The sequence below is a fragment of the Streptomyces sp. CB02261 genome (genome assembly GCF_001905665.1).
GTDB lineage: Bacteria > Actinomycetota > Actinomycetes > Streptomycetales > Streptomycetaceae > Streptomyces.
On the sequence record NZ_LIVX01000001.1, the window covers coordinates 704,899 to 723,387 of the forward strand.

General features: G+C 71.5%; 16 protein-coding genes. 8 read left to right on the forward strand and 8 right to left on the reverse strand.

The annotated features are described in order from the left end of the window. The first annotated feature begins 7 nt into the window (after positions 1–7). The 3 genes from AMK29_RS03230 (at position 8) to AMK29_RS03240 (ending at position 2,881) form a co-directional block, all read left to right on the forward strand. The gene (locus tag AMK29_RS03230; protein WP_073807128.1) at positions 8–592 is read left to right on the forward strand and encodes a TetR/AcrR family transcriptional regulator; all 585 of its coding nucleotides are present in this window, start codon (positions 8–10) and stop codon (positions 590–592) included. Positions 593–668: 76 nt separating this feature from the next. After that, on the forward strand, positions 669–2,063 hold the full coding sequence (locus AMK29_RS03235) for an MFS transporter (protein WP_079196728.1): 1,395 nt from the start codon (positions 669–671) through the stop codon (positions 2,061–2,063). A 56-nt stretch (positions 2,064–2,119) separates the two neighbouring features. Further along, on the forward strand, positions 2,120–2,881 hold the full coding sequence (locus AMK29_RS03240) for an SDR family NAD(P)-dependent oxidoreductase (protein ID WP_073807134.1): 762 nt from the start codon (positions 2,120–2,122) through the stop codon (positions 2,879–2,881). A 9-nt stretch (positions 2,882–2,890) separates the two neighbouring features. Here the strand turns inward: AMK29_RS03240 and AMK29_RS03245 are convergent, their stop codons facing one another. Further along, positions 2,891–3,304, reverse strand: coding sequence for a VOC family protein (locus AMK29_RS03245; protein ID WP_073807137.1), 414 nt, complete (start codon positions 3,302–3,304; stop codon positions 2,891–2,893). Positions 3,305–3,425: 121 nt separating this feature from the next. Next, positions 3,426–3,875 carry a group III truncated hemoglobin gene (locus tag AMK29_RS03250; RefSeq protein WP_073807140.1) on the reverse strand — a complete coding sequence of 150 codons (450 nt, stop codon included), beginning with the start codon at positions 3,873–3,875 and terminating at the stop codon, positions 3,426–3,428. Positions 3,876–4,122: 247 nt separating this feature from the next. Here AMK29_RS03250 and AMK29_RS03255 point away from each other — a divergent pair, with 247 nt between their 5' ends. Continuing rightward, a complete protein-coding gene (locus AMK29_RS03255) occupies positions 4,123–5,277 on the forward strand; it encodes an alkaline phosphatase PhoX (protein ID WP_073807143.1) in 1,155 nt (384 codons plus the stop codon). On the opposite strand, the gene AMK29_RS03260 is transcribed toward AMK29_RS03255, so the two are convergent. The 4 genes from AMK29_RS03260 to AMK29_RS03275 all read right to left on the reverse strand — a co-directional run bounded on the left by AMK29_RS03260 (position 5,247) and on the right by AMK29_RS03275 (position 12,063). Then, positions 5,247–6,269, reverse strand: a complete 1,023-nt coding sequence (locus tag AMK29_RS03260; protein ID WP_079196729.1) for an ArsR/SmtB family transcription factor — start codon at positions 6,267–6,269, stop codon at positions 5,247–5,249. The genes AMK29_RS03255 and AMK29_RS03260 overlap by 31 nt on opposite strands. Positions 6,270–6,858: 589 nt before the next feature. After that, a complete protein-coding gene (ppdK, locus tag AMK29_RS03265) occupies positions 6,859–9,570 on the reverse strand; it encodes a pyruvate, phosphate dikinase (RefSeq protein ID WP_073807146.1) in 2,712 nt (903 codons plus the stop codon). A gap of 356 nt (positions 9,571–9,926) precedes the next feature. After that, positions 9,927–11,063: a tRNA dihydrouridine synthase DusB gene (gene dusB / locus AMK29_RS03270; RefSeq protein WP_073807149.1), complete on the reverse strand. Its 1,137-nt coding sequence runs from the start codon at positions 11,061–11,063 to the stop codon at positions 9,927–9,929. 34 nt (positions 11,064–11,097) lie between these two features. After that, on the reverse strand, positions 11,098–12,063 hold the full coding sequence (locus tag AMK29_RS03275) for an MmyB family transcriptional regulator (protein WP_079196730.1): 966 nt from the start codon (positions 12,061–12,063) through the stop codon (positions 11,098–11,100). A 113-nt stretch (positions 12,064–12,176) separates the two neighbouring features. Between AMK29_RS03275 and AMK29_RS03280 the strand changes: the two genes are divergently transcribed. Further along, complete coding sequence (locus tag AMK29_RS03280) at positions 12,177–13,634, forward strand: MFS transporter (RefSeq protein ID WP_073807152.1); 1,458 nt, start codon at positions 12,177–12,179, stop codon at positions 13,632–13,634. A gap of 64 nt (positions 13,635–13,698) precedes the next feature. Here AMK29_RS03280 and AMK29_RS03285 read toward each other — a convergent pair whose 3' ends face one another. Continuing rightward, complete coding sequence (locus AMK29_RS03285) at positions 13,699–13,896, reverse strand: DUF6243 family protein (RefSeq protein WP_073807154.1); 198 nt, start codon at positions 13,894–13,896, stop codon at positions 13,699–13,701. Positions 13,897–14,126: 230 nt separating this feature from the next. Between AMK29_RS03285 and AMK29_RS03295 the strand changes: the two genes are divergently transcribed. Further along, positions 14,127–15,167 carry an aldo/keto reductase gene (locus AMK29_RS03295; protein ID WP_073807159.1) on the forward strand — a complete coding sequence of 347 codons (1,041 nt, stop codon included), beginning with the start codon at positions 14,127–14,129 and terminating at the stop codon, positions 15,165–15,167. A 44-nt stretch (positions 15,168–15,211) separates the two neighbouring features. Further along, on the forward strand, positions 15,212–15,799 hold the full coding sequence (locus AMK29_RS03300) for a TetR family transcriptional regulator (protein WP_073807162.1): 588 nt from the start codon (positions 15,212–15,214) through the stop codon (positions 15,797–15,799). A gap of 87 nt (positions 15,800–15,886) precedes the next feature. Here AMK29_RS03300 and AMK29_RS03305 read toward each other — a convergent pair whose 3' ends face one another. Next, the gene (locus AMK29_RS03305) at positions 15,887–17,269 is read right to left on the reverse strand and encodes a glycine--tRNA ligase (RefSeq protein WP_073807165.1); all 1,383 of its coding nucleotides are present in this window, start codon (positions 17,267–17,269) and stop codon (positions 15,887–15,889) included. Between the two features lie 166 nt (positions 17,270–17,435). On the opposite strand from AMK29_RS03305, the gene AMK29_RS03310 reads away from it, so the two are divergent. Then, positions 17,436–18,464, forward strand: a complete 1,029-nt coding sequence (locus AMK29_RS03310) for a metal ABC transporter substrate-binding protein (protein ID WP_073807168.1) — start codon at positions 17,436–17,438, stop codon at positions 18,462–18,464. Positions 18,465–18,489 lie beyond the last annotated feature (25 nt).

Sequence of the window (18,489 nt, forward strand, 5' to 3'; positions counted from 1 at the left end):
TCTTGTCGTGGCCAGGACCAAGGAATTCGATCCGGACGCCGCGCTCCAGGCCGCCCTCGAGCTGTTCTGGGCGCGCGGCTACGAGGCGACGGCGATGTCGGACCTCGTGGAGCACCTCGGCATCGGCCGGGCCAGCCTCTACGCGACCTTCGGGAACAAGCACGAGCTGTACCTGAAGGCCATGGACCGCTACCTGGAGACCCGCGACCCGCAGCTCGTCGAGCAGCTGTCGGCACCGGGCCCGGCCCTGCCGGCCGTCCGGGCGCTGGTCCGCCGCTTCGCCGCCGAGGCGGCGACCGAGGGGGAGCGCCTGAACGGCTGCTTCGTCACCAACTCGGCGGCGGAACTGGGCCCGCACGACCCGGCGGTGGCGCGCCGGGTCGAGCTCAGCTGGGAGCAGGTCGAGACGCTCCTGTACGCGGCGCTGACCCGGGCCCGCGCCGGGGGCGAGCTCCCGGCCGGGCGGGATCCGCGGGCGCTGGCCCGGATGCTCCTGGTGCTGCTCCAGGGCATCCGCGTGGTCGGCAAGGCGTCGAGCGACCCGGCCAGGGTCCGGGACGCGGCGGAACAGGCGCTGGAACTGCTCGACTGACGTCATGGGCGCCCCTGGGGGCGCCCTTTCTTCGGGGCTCATATTGGAACGAACGGTCAAGTTCAGGGGGATGGATATGGCAACCACGAAGACGGGCCCGACAGGGGTGCGGGCGCGGGATTCCCGCGGGGCCCCGGCAGCCGCGGCGGTCCGCCCCCGGCCGGCCCGGTACGGCTTCGTCCTGCTCGGTGGCGTACAGATGACGCTGATCTTCACCCTCGCCTCCCTGGCCGTGCCCCTCCCCCGCATCGGCGCAGAATTCCGGCTCGGACGACCCGAGTTGATCCTGCTGAGCGCCGCCTACGGACTGAGCTTCGCCGGACTCCTCCTCCTCGGCGGACGGCTCGCCGACCGCCACGGCGGGCGCCGGGTCCTCACCGTCGGGCTTCTGGTCTTCGGCGCCGCCTCCGCCCTCGCCCCGCTCACGCCCGGGTACGGGACACTGCTCGCCGCCCGGTTCGGCCAGGGCGTCGGCGCGGCGCTCGTCGCCCCGGCCGCGATGGCGGTGCTCAGGTCCCTCTTCCCCGAACCGGCCGCGTACGGCAGGACGATGGCCACCTGGGGCGGCCTCTCCGTGCTCGGCGCGACCGCCGGGAACCTGCTCTCCGGGGCGATAGCGGCGGCCACCTCCTGGCGGGGCACCTTCGCCGTCCCAGTCGTGGTGACCCTGGCGGCCCTCCTCCTCGCGCCCCGGCTGCTGCCCGCGACACCTCCGGGCCGTGGCCGGTCCGTCGACCTGCCGGGCGCCCTGCTCGCCACCGCCGGCATCACGCTCGCCAGCTACGGGCTCGTGCTCACCGACGCCCACCCCTGGGGCTCCGCCCCGGTCCTGCTCCCCCTCCTCGCCGGGCTCGCACTGCTCGTCGCCTTCGGCCTCCTGGAGCGGCGGGCCGCCGACCCGCTGCTCCCCCCGGACTTCCTGCGCGACGGCCGCCGGGCCCTCGGCCTCGCGGGGATCGGGCTCACGGCGGCCGGCACGGCCACGGTCTTCGTCCTGCTCTCCCTCTCCTTCCAGCAGGGGCGCGGCTGGGACGAACTGCGCACCTCCGCCGCCTTCGTGCCCTTCGCGGCGGCCCTGCTCGGCTCGGGTCGCCTCGCGGGCCCGCTGATCGGGCGGTACGGCCCGGGGCGGGTGACCGCGGCCGGACTCGGCACGGCGGCGGCGGGCCTCGGGCTGCTGGCCGCGACCGGCTTCGACACCACCGTCCCGTACACGTACGGGCTGCTGCCGGGGCTGCTCCTGCTGCCGGCCGGCGGCGCCCTGTCCTTCGCGGGCTCCGCCGTCCTGGCCACCGACGGCGTCCCGGCGCACCGGGCGGGGCTCGCCGGCGGCGTCCTGAACACGGCGATGGAACTCGGGCCGACCGTGGTCTTCGCCGCGCTGCTCACCCTGGGCGGCGACGCGGTGTCGCTGACGGCCGCCGCCGTCCTCTTCGTCGCTCTCGCCGGCTTCACGATCCGCGTCCGGTGACCGCCGCCTCGGTCAACCGCCCTCACCAACCAGCCCGTTCCCAAGGGAGTCACCTCATGTCCGCACGCTTCACCGACCGTGTCGTCCTCGTCACCGGCGCCGGTTCCGGTCTCGGCCGGGCCATCGCGCTCGCCTTCGCCGCCGAGGGCGCGAAGGTCGTCGCCGCCGGCCGCACCGCAGGGCCCCTCGACGCGACGGTCGCCCTGATCGAGGCCGCCGGGGGCACCGCCGCCGCCGTCACCGCCGACGTGGCCGACGCCGGGTCCACCCGGGAGCTGGTCCGGCGTACGGTCGAGGTCTTCGGCGGTCTCGACGTGGCCGTCAACAACGCGGGGGTCTTCCGGGGCGGCCACAGCGCCGCCGACTTCCCCCTGGACGACTGGCGGACGCTGCTCGACATCAACGTCACAGGGGTGCTGCACGCCCTCCAAGCCGAGGTCGCGCACATGCGGGCGCACGGCGGCGGGGCGATCGTGAACATCGCGTCGAACCTGGGCCCGCACGTCCGGATCCCCGGGGTCTTCGGCTACCAGGTCTCCAAGGCGGCCGTCTCGGCGATGACCCGGGCGGCGGCCCTGGACCACATCGCCGACGGGGTCCGTATCAACGCGGTCAGCCCGGGTGCCTCCGAGTCCACGATGTCGCTGCTGCCCGGCGAGACCGAGGCCGAGCGGGAGGTGCGGATGAAGGAGCAGTCACCGCTGGGACGGATCTCGTCCGCGGCGGAGGTGGCGGCCGCGGTGCTCTACCTCGCGTCGGACGCGGCGGGCTCCGCCGTCGGCACCGACCTGGTGATCGACGGCGGCGTCTCCGCCTGACACCGGGGCTCAGCCCTGGGCGGCCGCCGGGTCCATCCAGAACAGCTCCCAGTGGTGGCCGTCCAGGTCGGTGAAGGAACGGCCGTACATGAAGCCGAGGTCCATCGGCTCCTTCGCCGGGGTGGCGCCGGCGGCGAGGGCGGCGTCCGCCAGGGCGTCGCACTTCTCGCGGCTCTCGGTGCTCAGGGTGAGCAGGACCTCGGTGGACTTGGTCGCGTCGGCGATCTCCTTGCCGGGCGCCATGAACGAGGCGAACTTGTCCTCGGTGAGGAGCATCGCGTAGATCGTGTCGCTGATGACGACACACGCGGCGGTCTCGTCGCTGAACTGCGGGTTGGCCGAGTAGCCGAGCTTCTCGAAGAAGGCCTTGCTGGCGTCGAGGTCCTTGACGGGCATGTTCACGAAGATCGTCTGGGGGGCCATGGTGGTCTCTCTCTTCCTTCGGTCCGGGCCGCTCGGTGCGTTCCGGCGCGTTCAAGAGGTAGGACGGGCGGCCCGTCCGGAACTCATCGCTCTCCCGAGAATTCTTCGAAGTTCTCTCCGCTCAGGCCACCGAGCGCAGCCGCAGTGCCGCCAGGGGGACGAATCCCCCGCTGCCGCCGCCGGTCTCCGCCCCGGGCCCGGCGAGCCGCCGGAGCATGGCCAGGGCGATCCGCTCTCCCTGTGCCTTGGCCCGCTCGGCCCGGGGCCCGGTGTGGAGGCCGTCGACGGTGGCGTGCCAGAGCTGGACCCAGCGGCCGAAGTGGGCGGCGGTGAGCGGCCGGGCGGAGTGGAGTGCGGCGTGCGGGGCGAAGGCGTCACGCCCGTAGCCGGCGGTACGGAGGAGGGCGCGCTCCCAGAAGTCGGTGATCCGCGGCAGGTGGACCTCCAGGTCGGTGCCCGCGATCTCGGTGAAGAAGGGCCCGATGAGCGGATCGGCGAAGGCCGCGGTGTAGAAGCGGCGCAACAGCACGTCGAGGTCGTCACGGTCGCGGATGTCCCGGGTGGCACGCATGCCTCCAGTGTCCCCGCGGTACCGCGCTCTCCCAAGTGTCGAAGGTCCTCGCGGCCGAGGCCGCCCGTGGCGACATGGCCCGAAGGCAGCGGTCGCCCCGGCGGCACGGACGGTCGCCCCGTGCCCGCCGCTTCCCCTTCACCGCTTGTTGATGCACAGTCAACGCCGTACTCCTAGGTTCCGGAAGCGCGACCCCGCCGCCGACCGGCGTGGCGGGGCGGTTCACCACCCTTCTCAGGAGTGAGACGTGGAGCGACGCAGTTTCCTGCGTGGAGCGGTCATCGGCACGTCGGCCGCCGCCTTCGGCGGCAGCCTGTGGCACGGAGCGGCCTTCGCCGCACCCGCCCAGCCCGGCGCGGGCCCCTACGGGGCGCTCGGCGCGGCGAACGCCAACGGCATCCAGCTGCCCGCCGGGTTCACCAGCCGGATCATCGCCCGGTCCGGCCAGACCGTGGCCGGCACCTCGTACACCTGGCACAACGCCCCCGACGGCGGCGCCTGCTTCGTCGACGGAACGGGCTGGATCTACGTGTCCAACTCGGAGATCAACCCGGGCGGCGGCGCGAGCGCGGTGAGGTTCGACGCGGCGGGCACCATCACCGGCGCCTACCGCATCCTCTCCAACACCCGGCAGAACTGCGCGGGCGGCGCCACCCCGTGGAACACCTGGCTCTCCTGCGAGGAGGTCTCCCTCGGCTACGTCTACGAGTCGAACCCGTGGGGCGGCACCAGCTACCGCCGGGACGCGATGGGCCGGTTCAAGCACGAGGCCGCCGCCGCCGACCCGGTCCGCAAGGCGATCTACCTGACCGAGGACGAGACGGACGGCTGCTTCTACCGCTTCCTGCCGACCACCTGGGGCAACCTCTCCTCCGGCACCCTCCAGGTCTTCAAGGCCGGCACGGGCACCTCCGGCACGTTCACCTGGCAGAACGTGCCGGACCCGGACGGCTCCCCCACCACCACCCGCAACCAGGTCTCCGGCGCCAAGCGCTTCAGCGGCGGCGAGGGCTGCTACTACGCGAACGACACCGTCTGGTTCACCACCAAGGGCGACAACCGCGTCTGGCAGGTCAACCTCGCCGCCGGCACCTACGAGCTGGCCTACGACGACTCGCTCGTCTCCGGCGGCGCCCCGCTCACCGGCGTCGACAACGTCACCGGCACCTCCTCCGGCGACCTGTTCGTCGCCGAGGACGGCGGCAACATGGAGATCTGCGTCATCACCCCGGACGACATCGTCGCGCCGTTCCTGCGGATCACCGGCCAGTCCTCCTCCGAGATCACCGGCCCCGCCTTCTCCCCCGACGGCAAGCGGCTGTACTTCTCCAGCCAGCGGGGCACGAGCGGCAGCTCCTCGGGCGGCATCACCTACGAGGTGACGGGCCCGTTCCGCGCGTAACACCGCAGGTCCACCGTCCGTTGGGCGCCGCCGAGCAGGGCGGCGCCCAACGGCGTGAGCGTGTGCAGGACCGCGTTGCCGTGGCGCAGGGTCGCGATGAGCCCGGCCTCGCGCAGCACGCCCGCGTGCTGACTGGCCGAGGCGAGCGACACCCCGGCCCTGCGGGCCAGTTCGCTGGTCGTACCGCCGTCACCGATGGCGTGCAGGACCGCCGAGCGGGTCTGGCCGACCAGCTTCGCGAGGGAGGAGCCCCCAGGCGCCCGGACGGTCGGCGTCTCCCCGTGGGTGACGGGGTAGACCAGGACCGGCGGCAGCGCGGGATCGCGCAGCACCACCGGCGTCCCCCGGCAGAAGTACGAGGGCTGGAGCAGTAGCCCCCGCCCGTCGAGGTGGACGTCCCGGTCGACCGGGTAGTCGGCCTCCAGGACGGGCGCGCGCCAGCGCAGCATCGGCGGCAGCGAGGCGAGCAGCTCGTCCGCGCCGCCGTCCAGGAGGGCACGGCCACGGCGGGCGCGGTCGGCCTCGACCTGGGCCCGGATGTGGGGCCAGTACGGCTCGACGGCCGCCCGGTGGTAGCTCCGCAGCGCCCCCACGAGCCGGTCGAAGGGCTCCGTGCCGCCGTCGGCGAGGGCACGGAGCGAGTGGGGGACGGTCCGGGCGCCGGACCGGTTCGCGGCGAGCAGCGAGAGCTCCGCGCGCAGCCGGCCGGAGTCGGTCGCACGGATCGCCTGGAGGCCCTCGTCGAGCCCGTGGACGCCCTCCGCGGGCGTCAGGAAGTCGGGGAAATAGCCGCGGCTTGGGACGAGCGCGGCGAGCAGCCGGGTCTCACCCCCGAGCCGCATCCTCGTTTCGGAGCGCCATTCTCCGTAGACCACGGAGCCGCGCCGGTCCCTTAAACGGTGAAAGCTCAGAATCGTTTCCCACAGAACGTCCGGCCGGGCTGCCGTCCGCACCCCCGCCAGGTCGTTTCCGGTGAAATGAATCCGCAGCATGACGTCCCCACCTGTGCACTCGCAACCACCCCCGACGACGAGTATGCACAGCATCACTGCACGTTACCAGGGTGTTTCAGCCACAGTTGAAAAGCATCGCGGCAATCGGGCCCGAAACGAAAAGCTGTGCGGGTCGGGCAGGAAACCTTCAGGACCGAGGTGACGTGGTGGAGACCGTGGGGGGCTTTGCCCGTCCGGCGGCGGTCGGCGAGGGTTGCGGCTCACCTGCCCGGCATCGGTAAAGGGCGCGGCCACCGGGTGGGGATCCGGGGGCCGCGCCCGCTCCGTTCTTTGCCGAAGAAACGGAAAGTTCAAAGGCCAATAATTCAATCAGGCCCAATTGAACGTGAACTCACATCCGACCAAAATCAAAACGACGGGACGGACACCTCCGCACAAAGGTGTCCGTCCCGTCTCTCTTGGTTCCGGAGCCGCCGCCCGCCGGTGAGGGTGAGGGATGACCGGCGGCGGCCCCGGTGGTTCCGGGCGAATCCCCTGCTGAACGGGGGTTCAGCAGGATCCGGCGACCGTTCCTGAACCCCGGTTCAGGAGGACCCGACCGCCACTCCTGAACCGGGGGTCAGCGGGGTCAGCGGCTGTCGCTGCCCTTGGACTCGGCCGCCGCGCGGCCGGCCTCCAGACGCGCCACCGGGATCCGGAAGGGCGAGCAGGAGACGTAGTCGAGGCCCACCTCGTGGAAGAAGTGCACCGACTCCGGGTCACCGCCGTGCTCTCCGCAGACACCGAGCTTGATGTCGGGGCGGGTGGCCCGGCCGGCCTGGACGGCGCTGCGCACGAGCGCGCCGACACCGTCCTTGTCGATGGTCTCGAAGGGGCTGACGCCGAAGATGCCCTTCTCCAGGTACGCGGTGAAGAACGAGGCCTCCACGTCGTCGCGGGAGAAGCCCCACACCGTCTGCGTCAGGTCGTTGGTGCCGAAGGAGAAGAACTCGGCGGCCTCGGCGATCTGACCGGCGGTCACGGCGGCGCGCGGCAGCTCGATCATGGTGCCGAGCGCGAGCTTGAGCTCCACACCGGTCCGGGCCTGGACCTCCGCGATGACCTGCTCGGCCTCCTCGCGGACGATCTCCAGCTCCTGGACGGTGCCGACCAGCGGGATCATGATCTCGACGCGCGGGTCGCCCTTGGCGTCGACCCGCTGCGCCGCGGCCTCGGCGATCGCCCGGACCTGCATGGTGAACAGGCCGGGGATGACCAGGCCGAGACGGACACCGCGCAGACCCAGCATCGGGTTCTGCTCGTGCAGCCGGTGCACGGCCTGGAGCAGGCGCAGGTCGTTCTCGTGCGGCTCCTTGCGGGACTCCGCGAGGGCGACGCGCACCGAGAGCTCGGTGATGTCGGGCAGGAACTCGTGCAGCGGCGGGTCGAGCAGCCGGACCGTGACGGGCAGCCCGTCCATGGCCTCGAAGAGCTCGACGAAGTCCGACTTCTGCAGCGGGAGCAGGGCTTCGAGGGCCTCGTCGCGCTCGGTGTCGGTGTCCGCGAGGATCAGCCGCTCGACGTACTGGCGGCGCTCGCCGAGGAACATGTGCTCGGTGCGGCAGAGGCCGATGCCCTGGGCGCCGAAGCGGCGGGCGCGGTTGGCGTCCTCGGCGTTGTCGGCGTTGGCGCGGACGCGGAGCCGGCGGACGCGGTCCGCGTAGGCCATGATCCGGTGGACGGCGGCGACGAGCTCGTCGGCGTCGTCGGCGCCGGCGTGCATCCGGCCCTCGAAGTACTCGACGACCGGCGACGGTACGACGGGTACCTCACCGAGGTACACCTTGCCGGTGGAGCCGTCGATGGAGACGACGTCGCCCTCCTCGACGACCTGGCCGTCGGCCGTGGTCATCCGGCGGCGCTTGGTGTCGACCTCGAGCTCCTCGGCGCCGCAGACACAGGTCTTGCCCATGCCGCGGGCGACGACGGCCGCGTGCGAGGTCTTGCCGCCGCGGGAGGTGAGGATGCCCTCGGCGGCGATCATGCCGTCCAGGTCGTCCGGGTTGGTCTCGCGGCGGATCAGGATGACCTTCTCGCCGGACCGGGACCACTTGACGGCGGTGTACGAGTCGAAGACGGCCTTGCCGACGGCGGCGCCCGGGGAGGCGGCGATGCCGCGCCCGATCTGGTCGGCCTTCGCGTTCTCGTCGAACTTGGGGAACATCAGCTGGGCGAGCTGCGCGCCGGTGACGCGCTGGAGCGCCTCGGCCTCGTCGATCAGGCCCTGGTCCACGAGCTGGGTGGCGATGCGGAAGGCGGCACCGGCGGTGCGCTTGCCGACCCGGGTCTGGAGCATCCAGAGCTGGCCGCGCTCGATGGTGAACTCGATGTCGCAGAGATCCTTGTAGTGGGTCTCCAGCGTCTCCATGATGTGCATCAGCTGGTCGTACGACGTCTTGTCGATGGACTCGAGGTCGGCCAGCGGCACGGTGTTGCGGATGCCGGCGACGACGTCCTCGCCCTGCGCGTTCTGCAGGTAGTCGCCGTAGACGCCCTGGTGGCCCGAGGCCGGGTCGCGGGTGAAGGCGACGCCGGTGCCGGAGTCCGGGCCGAGGTTGCCGAAGACCATCGAGCAGACGTTGACGGCGGTGCCGAGGTCGCCCGGGATGCGCTCCTGGCGGCGGTACAGCTTCGCGCGGTCGGTGTTCCAGGAGTTGAAGACGGCCTCGATGGCGAGGTCCATCTGCTCACGCGGGTCCTGGGGGAAGTCGCGGCCGGTCTCGGCCTTCACGATCTTCTTGAACTGCTTGACGACCTTCTTGAGGTCGGCGGCGTCGAGGTCGGTGTCACTGGCGACCTTCTTCGCGGTCTTGGCCTCGTCGAGGGCCTCCTCGAAGAGCTCGCCGTCGACGCCGAGGACGGTCTTGCCGAACATCTGGATGAGACGGCGGTACGAGTCCCACGCGAAGCGCTCGTTGTCGGCCTGGCGGGCGAGACCGGCCACGGACTCGTCCGAGAGACCGATGTTGAGGACCGTGTCCATCATGCCCGGCATGGAGAACTTGGCGCCCGAACGCACGGAGACGAGCAGCGGGTCGTCGGCCTGGCCGAGCTTCTTGCCCATCTTCCGCTCGAGGGCGTCGAGGTGGGCGGACACCTCGTCGCGGAGCGCCGCGGGCTCCGAGCCGCTCTCGAGGTAGACCTTGCACGCCTCGGTGGTGATCGTGAACCCGGGGGGGACCGGCAGACCGAGGTTGGTCATCTCGGCCAGGTTCGCGCCCTTGCCACCGAGCAGGTCCTTCAGGTCCCTGTTGCCCTCGGTGAAGTCGTACACGAACTTCTGATCATTGTTTTCCGACACGGGTCCCGACTCCTCGATGACTCGGTTGGCTGCCCTGACGGCGAGGAACATACCCAGATCGAAGGCTTCTGGGGAGGTACGCCTAGCGGTCACGTGGCCTTAACCACCCGTCCGCCAGCACTTCGAAAGTTACCGATCGGAAGCTTCCGTTTTCACGGCCCGAAGACGCCATGACCCAAAACAGAGGCAATCCGCTCACCTGAGCGTACATCCAAGCACTTGCGTTCACTTCTTGAACACAGAAAGGGTGGCACCCAGTGCCACCCTTTCAGGCTGTGCAGCCGTCCTTAACATGCTCATCTGAGCACCCAACCCCTCAAGGGTGGCGAGGATCACTCCCCGAAAGAGGCCGAATCTCAGCCGCCGGACGTGTCCAGCTCGGCGTCCTCGCTCACTCCCGCGCAGTCGTAGGGGTCCTTCAACCAGCCGTCCGGCAGGACAACCCGGTTGTTTCCGGACGTACGCCCCCGAGGGCCGTCCGCGCCCACCGGCCACGGCTGGTCCAGGTCCAGCTCGCTCAACTGAGCGCGCAGCTCGTCCAGGGACGAGGTGATCGCCAGCTTCTTGCGCATCTCGGAACCCACCGAGAAGCCCTTCAGGTACCAGGCCACGTGCTTGCGGAAGTCGATGACACCACGTGCCTCGTCGCCCAGCCACTCACCGAGCAGCCGCGCGTGCCGCACCATCGCGTCCGCGACCTCCCGCAGCCCCGGCTGCGCGTAGGAGCCCGTGCCCTCGAAACCCGCCACCAGGTCCGCGAACAGCCACGGCCGGCCCAGGCAGCCGCGCCCGACGACCACACCGTCGCAGCCCGTCTCCCGCATCATCCGCAGGGCGTCGTCGGCCGACCAGATGTCGCCGTTGCCGAGCACCGGGATCTCCGGCACGTGCTCCTTGAGCCGCGCGATCGCGTCCCAGTCGGCCGTGCCCCCGTAGTGCTGGGCGGCGGTCCTGCCGTGCAGGGCGATCGCGGTGACGCCCTCCTCCACCGCGATCCGGCCCGCGTCCAGGTAGGTGATGTGGTCGTCGTCGATGCCCTTGCGCATCTTCATCGTGACCGGCAGGTCACCCGCGCCGGTCACGGCCTCGTTCAGGATCGCCCGCAGCAGCGGCCGCTTGTAGGGCAGGGCCGAGCCGCCGCCCTTCCGCGTCACCTTGGGGACCGGGCAGCCGAAGTTCAGGTCGATGTGGTCGGCCAGGTCCTCGTCGACGATCATCCGCACGGCCTTGCCCACCGTCACGGGGTCCACCCCGTACAGCTGGATCGAGCGCGGCTGCTCCGTCGCGTCGAAGCGGATGAGCTGCATCGTCTTCTCGTTGCGCTCGACCAGCGCGCGCGTCGTGATCATCTCGCTCACGAACAGCCCCTTGCCGCCGCTGAACTCGCGGCAGAGGGTACGGAAGGGGGCGTTGGTGATGCCGGCCATGGGGGCGAGCACCACCGGCGGCTGCACGATGTGCGGGCCGATGGCGAGAGGGGTGAACGCGGTCATGCGCCCCATTGTCCCGTACCCCGGGGTCCTCCGGTCAGCCGTACGGCCCCCGCATGGCCGACCTCACAGCCGCGGGGCCCACAGGCTCTCGCGCCACGAGGGTGAGGGAGCCGTCCGACACCTGCTCGCGCGCCACGAGGGCGGAGGAACCGTCCGCCTGCTCGCGCGCCACGACGGCGAGGAGCCGTTCGACGCCGGCCCGGGTCTCGTCGTCGGCGGGGACGTACGTGACGAGGTGAGGCCCGGCGGTCGGGCCGAGCCAGAGGTTGGTGTGCTCGAACCTGAGCAGACCCACGCGCGCGTTGCGGACGACCTTGGTGCGACCGCCCGGGGCGACCACGTCGTGACGGGCCCAGATCGCGCGGAACTCCGGCGAGGCCTCTTCGAGCCGCCGTACGAGCGCCTTCCAGGCGGGCTCGGCCAGGTGCTCGGCCATGGAGGCGCGGAGCTTCCCGGCGAGGAGGGGCAGGAGCTCCGGCAGATCGGTGGCGGCGGCCCGGAAGTCGCCGTCGGTGAAGGCCAGCCAGAGCGAGTTGCGGTCCTCGCGGGGCAGGGCGTCCAGGTCGCGGAAGAGGTGCCCGAAGGTCCGGTTGTACGCCAGGAAGTCGAAGCGGCTGTTCTGGACGGCGGCGGGGACGGGCTCCAGCTGCTCCAGGAGCGCCCGCAGGGCCGGGGTGACGGCCGGGCAGGGCGCGCCGGGGTGCGGGTCGGGCCGCCCCGCGAGGGAGAAGAGGTGGCTGCGCTCCGTCGGGTCGAGGAGCAGCGCGTCGGCGAGGGCGTCGAGGACCTGCGCGGAGACCTGGATGTCCCGGGCCTGTTCGAGCCAGGTGTACCAGGTGACGCCGACGGCCGAGAGGTGGGCGACCTCCTCGCGGCGCAGTCCCGGGGTGCGGCGGCGGCGCCCCCGGGGCAGGCCGACCTGCTCGGGGGTGATGCGCTCGCGCCGGCTGCGCAGAAAGGTGGCGAGCTCGTGCCGCCGCGTCTCGGGGCCGACGGTCATCGGTGTCGTCACGCTCCCAGGGTGCCGGGGCGGTCCGCCCCGTGCCAGGTAGTGGCGGTACCAGGATAAGGACGCTCTGGTACCAGGCTGAGCGGCGACGGATCGTCGGACGCGTGACTTCGACCTCCGCCTCTCCCCGGGCCGGCGCACCGGCCCTCGCCGCCGCGGCGCCGGCACTCGGCCCGCTCGGCCTGTTCACCGTCCTTCTCGGCGCCTCGCTGCCGCTGATCGACTTCTCCGTCGTCAACGTCGCCCTGCCGTCCATCGACCACGACCTCGCCGCGGGCCCGGCCCTGCTCGAACTGGTCGTCGCCGGGTACGGCCTGGCGTACGCCGTGCTGCTCGTCCTCGGCGGACGGCTCGGCGACCTCTTCGGTCGCCGGCGCCTCTTCCTCGCCGGCATGGCCGCCTTCGGCCTGACCTCCCTCGCCTGCGGCCTCGCACCGGACGCCTGGACGCTGGTCGGCGCCCGGGTGGCGCAGGGCGCCGCGGCGGCGCTGATGCTGCCACAGGTCCTCGCCACCATCCACGCCTCGACGTCGGGCCCGCGGCGGGCGAGGGCGCTCAGCCTGTACGGGGCGACCGTCGGGCTCTCGATGATGGTGGGCCAGATCCTCGGCGGGGTGCTCGTCACCGCCGATCTCGCGAGCTCCGGCTGGCGGGCGGTCTTCCTGGTGAACGTGCCGGTGGCGGTGGCGGGCCTGATCCTCGCCCTCCGTACCGTCCCGGAGACCCGGTCCGACCGACCCGCCCCGGTCGACGTGCCCGGCACGCTGCTGCTGGGCCTGGCGCTGCTCGTCCTGCTCGTCCCGCTGACGGAGGGCAGGGCGGCCGGCTGGCCGCTGTGGGCCTGGGTCGCCCTGGCCGTGTTCCCGTGCGCGGTGTGGGCGTTCTGGCGGGTGGAGGTGCGGGCGGACCGCGCGGGACGCACCCCTCTCGTCCCGCCGAGCCTGTTCGGCCTGGTGTCGCTGCGGCGCGGGCTCGTCCTGATCCTGCCGCTCGCGATGGGCTTCGGCGGCTTCGTGTTCGTGATCGCGGTGGCGCTCCAGCAGGGCCTGGGGCTGAGCGCGGTGGTCTCGGGCCTGGCGCTCGCCCCGATGGCGGTGGCCTTCTTCGGAGCCTCGCTGGCGGGTCCCCGCCTCGTCCGGCGCTGGGGCGCGCGCGTGGTGGCGGCGGGCGGCCTGGCCCAGGCCCTCGGCATCGGACTGCTGGCCCTGACGGCCTGGCGGGCCTGGCCGGACCTGTCCGTCTGGCTCCTGCTCCCCGGCATGGCGGTGGCGGGCCTGGGCCAGGGCCTCCAGCTGCCGGTGCTCTTCCGCGTGGTGCTCTCGGAGGTGCCGCCGGAGCGGGCCGGGGTGGGCAGCGGCGTCATGGTGACGGCCCAGCAGTCGGCCCTGGCCCTGGGCGTCGCGACCCTCGGCTCGCTCTTCCTGAGCCTGACCGCCTCGGGCGCGGGGGGATCGGGGGCGGCGGGTCCGGGGGCGGCCCTGACGGTGACGCTCCTGGTCCAGCTGGCGATGGTCCTGTTCACGGCGGCGCTGTCGCTGCGCCTGCCGCGGACGGTGGGCTGACCGGCCGACGTACGCCGGAGGGCCCGGGGCGGCGCCCGCCCCGGGCCCTCGGCGTGCGGGTGAGCTACTTCTGACCGGCCTCGCCGGCCTCGGTGTTCACAGCTCCCTGGGCGCGTTCGCGCATCTTCTGGAGGAGCTCCTGCTTCTTCTCGTCGGCCGTACGGCGGGCGGCGCTGCCGCCCTGGACGGCGCCGTGCTGGTCGGCGCGGGACAGCTTCTTGCGCTGTCCGCCGACGCCGAGGAGGTTGTTGCGCTTGGCCATGGGGTTCTCCCGTCAGTGAGGTGGGCGGTGGTGGAGCTCGATCAGCCGGGCTGGGCGCTCACTCGTAGATCTGGAAGAACGAATACATGCGGGGCACGCTACCCCGGCGCCCCTCCCCCCAGCACCTGCTTTTCCCCCTCACCCTTACGAATGACAGATATTGAAATCTGTCATCGGTCATGTCATGGTTGTTCTGCGGCACCACCGCCACCCCCATCGAGGAGACAGCCATGACCACGACCAGGCAGCAGCCCGTCCCCACCCGCACGCTCGGCACCACCGGCCCCCAGGTCTCCGCCCTCGGCCTCGGCTGCATGGGCATGTCCGCGCTCTACGGCGAGAGCGACCGCGCCGAGTCGATCGCGACCATCCACGCCGCCCTGGACGCGGGCGTGACCCTCCTCGACACCGGCGACTTCTACGGGATGGGGCACAACGAGCTGCTGATCGCCGAGGCGCTCCGCCGCGCTCCCGCCGCGGCCCGCGAGCAGGCGCTGACCAGCGTCAAGTTCGGCGCGTTGCGCACGGTCGAGGGCGGGTTCACCGGATACGACGGACGTCCCGCCGCCGTGAAGAACTTCGCGGCGTACTCGCTCCAGCGCCTAGGCACCGACCACATCGACATCTACCGGATCGCCCGCGTCGACCCGGACGTGCCGATCGAGGAGACCGTCGGCGCCATCGCCGAGCTGGTCGAGGCGGGCCATGTGCGGCACATCGGGCTCTCCGAGGTCGGCGCGGACACCCTGCGCCGCGCGGCGGCCGTGGCCCCGATCGCGGACCTCCAGATCGAGTACTCGCTGATCTCCCGCTCCATCGAGGAGAAGATCCTCCCGGCCGCCCGGGAGCTCGGCATAGGCATCACCGCGTACGGCGTGCTCTCGCGCGGCCTCATCAGCGGCCACTTCACCCGCGACCGGGAGCTGGCGCCGGGCGACTTCCGGGGCATGAGCCCCCGCTTCCAGGGCGAGAACCTCCAGCGGAACCTGGACCTGGTGGACCGGCTGCGGGCGCTCGCGGAGGCCAAGGGCGTGTCGGTCGCGCAGACCGCCATCGCCTGGGTCCTCGCCCAGGCCGAGCGGCAGGGCGCGGACATCGTCCCGCTGGTCGGCGCCCGGCGCCGCGACCGGCTCACGGAGGCCCTCGGAGCCCTGGACGTCACCCTCGACGCCGCCGACCTCGCCGCGATCGAGGAGGCCGTCCCGGCCGGCGCGGCGGCGGGCGAGCGCTACCCGGCGGCGCAGATGGCCCACCTGGACAGCGAGCACTGACCCGCTCCCGCCGGAGGTCCACGGCTGACAGGTACTGTCATTCCATGGCCGCCACCGAGACCCTGACCGCCGAGCGCATCCTCGAAGCCACCGAGGAGGTGCTGCGGCGCTACGGACCGGCGAAGGCGACCGTCGTCGACGTGGCCCGGGTCCTCGGCGTCAGCCACGGCAGCGTCTACCGGCACTTCCGCACGAAGGCGGCCCTGCGCGAGGCGGTGACCGAGCGGTGGCTGAGCCGCGCCGAGGTCATGCTCGCCGAGCTCATCGCGGCCTCCGGCCGCCCGGCCGCCGACAAGCTCCGCGCCTGGTTCACCGCCCTCTTCGACGCCAAGCGGCACAAGGCGGGCGACGACCCCGAGCTGTTCGCCACCTACGGTGTGCTGATCGACGAGGCCAGCGGTGTCGTCGAGGAGCACATCGAGGTGCTGATCGGACAGGTCAGGGAGATCGTCGAGGAGGGCGTGCGGAGCGGCGAGTTCAGCGCCCCCGACCCCGCGGCCACGGCCCGCGCCCTGTTCGACGCGACCGGCCGCTTCCACGACCCGGTGGCCGCCCCGGAATGGCGACGCCCCACGATCCAGGCCGAGTTCGACGCGGTGCTCGACCTGCTGCTGCGGGGCCTGCGGGCCTGATCCCCGCCCCCCTTCGCGCCTGCCCACGGGAAAGCCCCCGGTTCCGAGTCCGGAACCGGGGGCTTCGCCGTGTACGTACGACCGTGATCAGCAGCCCAGCAGCCGGCTGCCCAGGTAGCTCTGGATCTGGTCGAGCGAGACGCGCTCCTGCTTCATGGTGTCGCGCTCGCGCACGGTCACCGCGTTGTCGTCGAGGGTGTCGAAGTCGACGGTGACGCAGAACGGGGTACCGATCTCGTCCTGGCGACGGTAGCGGCGGCCGATGGCGCCGGCGTCGTCGAACTCGATGTTCCAGTTCTGGCGCAGGTCGGCCGCGAGGCCCTTGGCCTTCGGGGAGAGCTGCGGGTTGCGCGAGAGCGGCAGGACCGCGACCTTGATCGGGGCCAGGCGCGGGTCGAGGCGCAGGACGGTGCGCTTCTCCATGACGCCCTTGGCGTTCGGGGCCTCGTCCTCGTTGTACGCGTCGAGGAGGAAGGCCAGCATCGCGCGGCCGACACCGGCGGCGGGCTCGATGACGTACGGCGTCCAGCGCTCGCCGGACTCCTGGTCCAGGTAGGTCAGGTTGGCGCCGGAGGCCTTGGAGTGCGCGGTGAGGTCGTAGTCGGTGCGGTTGGCGACACCCTCCAGCTCGCCCCACTCGCTGCCGCCGAACGAGAAGCGGTACTCGATGTCAGCGGTGCGCTTCGAGTAGTGGGAGAGCTTCTCCTGCGGGTGCTCGAACCAGCGCATGTTCTCCTCGCGGAGACCCAGGCCCGTGTACCAGTTCCAGCGCTGCTCCATCCAGTATTCCTGCCACTGCTCGTCCTCGCCCGGCTTGACGAAGAACTCCATCTCCATCTGCTCGAACTCGCGGGTGCGGAAGATGAAGTTGCCCGGAGTGATCTCGTTCCGGAAGGACTTGCCCATCTGCGCGATACCGAAGGGCGGCTTCTTGCGCGAGGTCTGCTGGACCTGGCCGAAGTTGGTGAAGATGCCCTGGGCGGTCTCGGGACGCAGGTAGGCGACGGAGCCGGTGTCCTGGGTCGGGCCGAGGTGCGTGGAGAGCAGGCCGGAGAACTGCTTGGGCTCGGTGAAGGTGCCCTTGTTGCCACAGTTGGGGCAGTTGAGGTCGGCGAAGCCGTTCTCGGGGAGACGGCCGTGCTTCTCCTCGTACGCCTCCTCCAGGTGGTCGGCGCGGAAGCGCTTGTGGCAGGAGGTGCACTCGGTCAGCGGGTCGGTGAAGGTGGCGACGTGACCGGAGGCCTCCCAGACCTCGGTGGCCAGGATGACCGACGAGTCGATGCCGACGACGTCCTCGCGCGCGGTGACCATGTAACGCCACCACTGGCGCTTGATGTTCTCCTTGAGTTCGACACCCAGCGGTCCGTAGTCCCAGGCGGCCCGCTGGCCGCCGTAGATCTCGCTGCACGGGTAGACGAAGCCACGGCGCTTGCTCAGGCTGACGATGGTGTCGATCTTGTCGGCGGCCACGGTGCTCTCTTCATTACGACGACGAAGTGCGAATGCCACAGGTTACCGGCGCCCTCACCCCCCTTATCAAATCGGTTCGGTGCGAGGACCGCGCGAGGACCGGCGTGGGCGGGGACACAGCGAAGACAATTGACAATCGTTTCCAGTTTTGTTGAAAATGAGTGTCATGAACGTACGTCGCCTCATACCCAGCACCGCCCTCGCCGGAGCCGTCACGCTCGGTCTCGTCTCCCTCTCCGCCTGCGCCGGAAGCTCCGACGCGGCCGACGGGGGCAAGGGCGGCAAGCTGGACGTGGTGGCGTCCTTCTACCCCATGCAGTACCTGGCCGAGCAGATAGGCGGCGGCCACGTGGCCGTCGACACGCTCACCAAGCCCGGCGTCGAACCCCACGACCTGGAGCTCAAGCCGAGGCAGATCGGCGAGCTCGGCGAGGCCGACGTCGTCCTCTACCTCAAGGGCATCCAGCCCGCCGTCGACAAGGCAATCGCCCAGGCCGGCGTCGCGAACACCGTCGACGCCGCCACCCTCACCAAGCTCGAGGCCCACGGCACCGGAGCCGGTCACGTAGGCCACGAGGCCCACGAGGCCCACGAGGCCCACGAAGGCGAGTCCGCCGAGGAGCACGCCGAGCACGCCGCCGGCGAAGAGGGCCACGACCACGGCTCCGAGGCCGGCGCCGACCCGCACATCTGGCTCGACCCCGTGAAGTACGCCGAGGTCGCCAAGGGCGTCGGCAGCGCCCTGGCGAAGGCCGACCCGGAGCACGCCGCCGACTACCGGAAGAACACCGACGCCCTGGTGAAGAAGCTCGGCGACCTGGACACCGCGTTCGAGACCGGTCTGAAGAACACCGCGACGAAGACCTTCATCACCACCCACTCCGCCTTCGGTTACCTCGCCGAGCGGTACGGCCTGGACCAGGAGGGCATCTCCGGCGTCGACCCCGAGTCCGAGCCGAGCCCCGCCCGGATCAAGGAACTCCAGGACATCGCGGAGAAGGACAAGGTCACCACCGTCTTCTTCGAGACCCTCGCGAGCGACAGGACCGCCAAGACGCTCGCCTCCGACACCGGTCTCCGGACCGACGTGCTCGACCCCCTCGAGGGAATCACGGACACCTCGAAGGGCGATGACTACATCGAGGTCATGCGGTCCAACCTCGCCGCGCTGCAGAAGGCCCTCGGCGCCAAGTGATCACCGCACAGCAGGAGGTACGAGC

Bases quoted from the DNA above. Each gene is read 5' to 3' on its own strand.
- AMK29_RS03295 (WP_073807159.1), top strand. From the start codon at position 14,127: ATGACCACGACCAGGCAGCAGCCCGTCCCCACCCGCACGCTCGGCACC.
- AMK29_RS03250 (WP_073807140.1), bottom strand. From the start codon at position 3,875: ATGCGTGCCACCCGGGACATCCGCGACCGTGACGACCTCGACGTGCTG.
- dusB (WP_073807149.1), bottom strand. From the start codon at position 11,063: ATGACCGCGTTCACCCCTCTCGCCATCGGCCCGCACATCGTGCAGCCG.
- AMK29_RS03310 (WP_073807168.1), top strand. From the start codon at position 17,436: ATGAACGTACGTCGCCTCATACCCAGCACCGCCCTCGCCGGAGCCGTC.
- AMK29_RS03260 (WP_079196729.1), bottom strand. From the start codon at position 6,269: ATGCTGCGGATTCATTTCACCGGAAACGACCTGGCGGGGGTGCGGACG.
- AMK29_RS03285 (WP_073807154.1), bottom strand. From the start codon at position 13,896: ATGGCCAAGCGCAACAACCTCCTCGGCGTCGGCGGACAGCGCAAGAAG.
- AMK29_RS03245 (WP_073807137.1), bottom strand. From the start codon at position 3,304: ATGGCCCCCCAGACGATCTTCGTGAACATGCCCGTCAAGGACCTCGAC.
- AMK29_RS03235 (WP_079196728.1), top strand. From the start codon at position 669: ATGGCAACCACGAAGACGGGCCCGACAGGGGTGCGGGCGCGGGATTCC.
- AMK29_RS03275 (WP_079196730.1), bottom strand. From the start codon at position 12,063: ATGACCGTCGGCCCCGAGACGCGGCGGCACGAGCTCGCCACCTTTCTG.
- AMK29_RS03300 (WP_073807162.1), top strand. From the start codon at position 15,212: ATGGCCGCCACCGAGACCCTGACCGCCGAGCGCATCCTCGAAGCCACC.
- AMK29_RS03240 (WP_073807134.1), top strand. From the start codon at position 2,120: ATGTCCGCACGCTTCACCGACCGTGTCGTCCTCGTCACCGGCGCCGGT.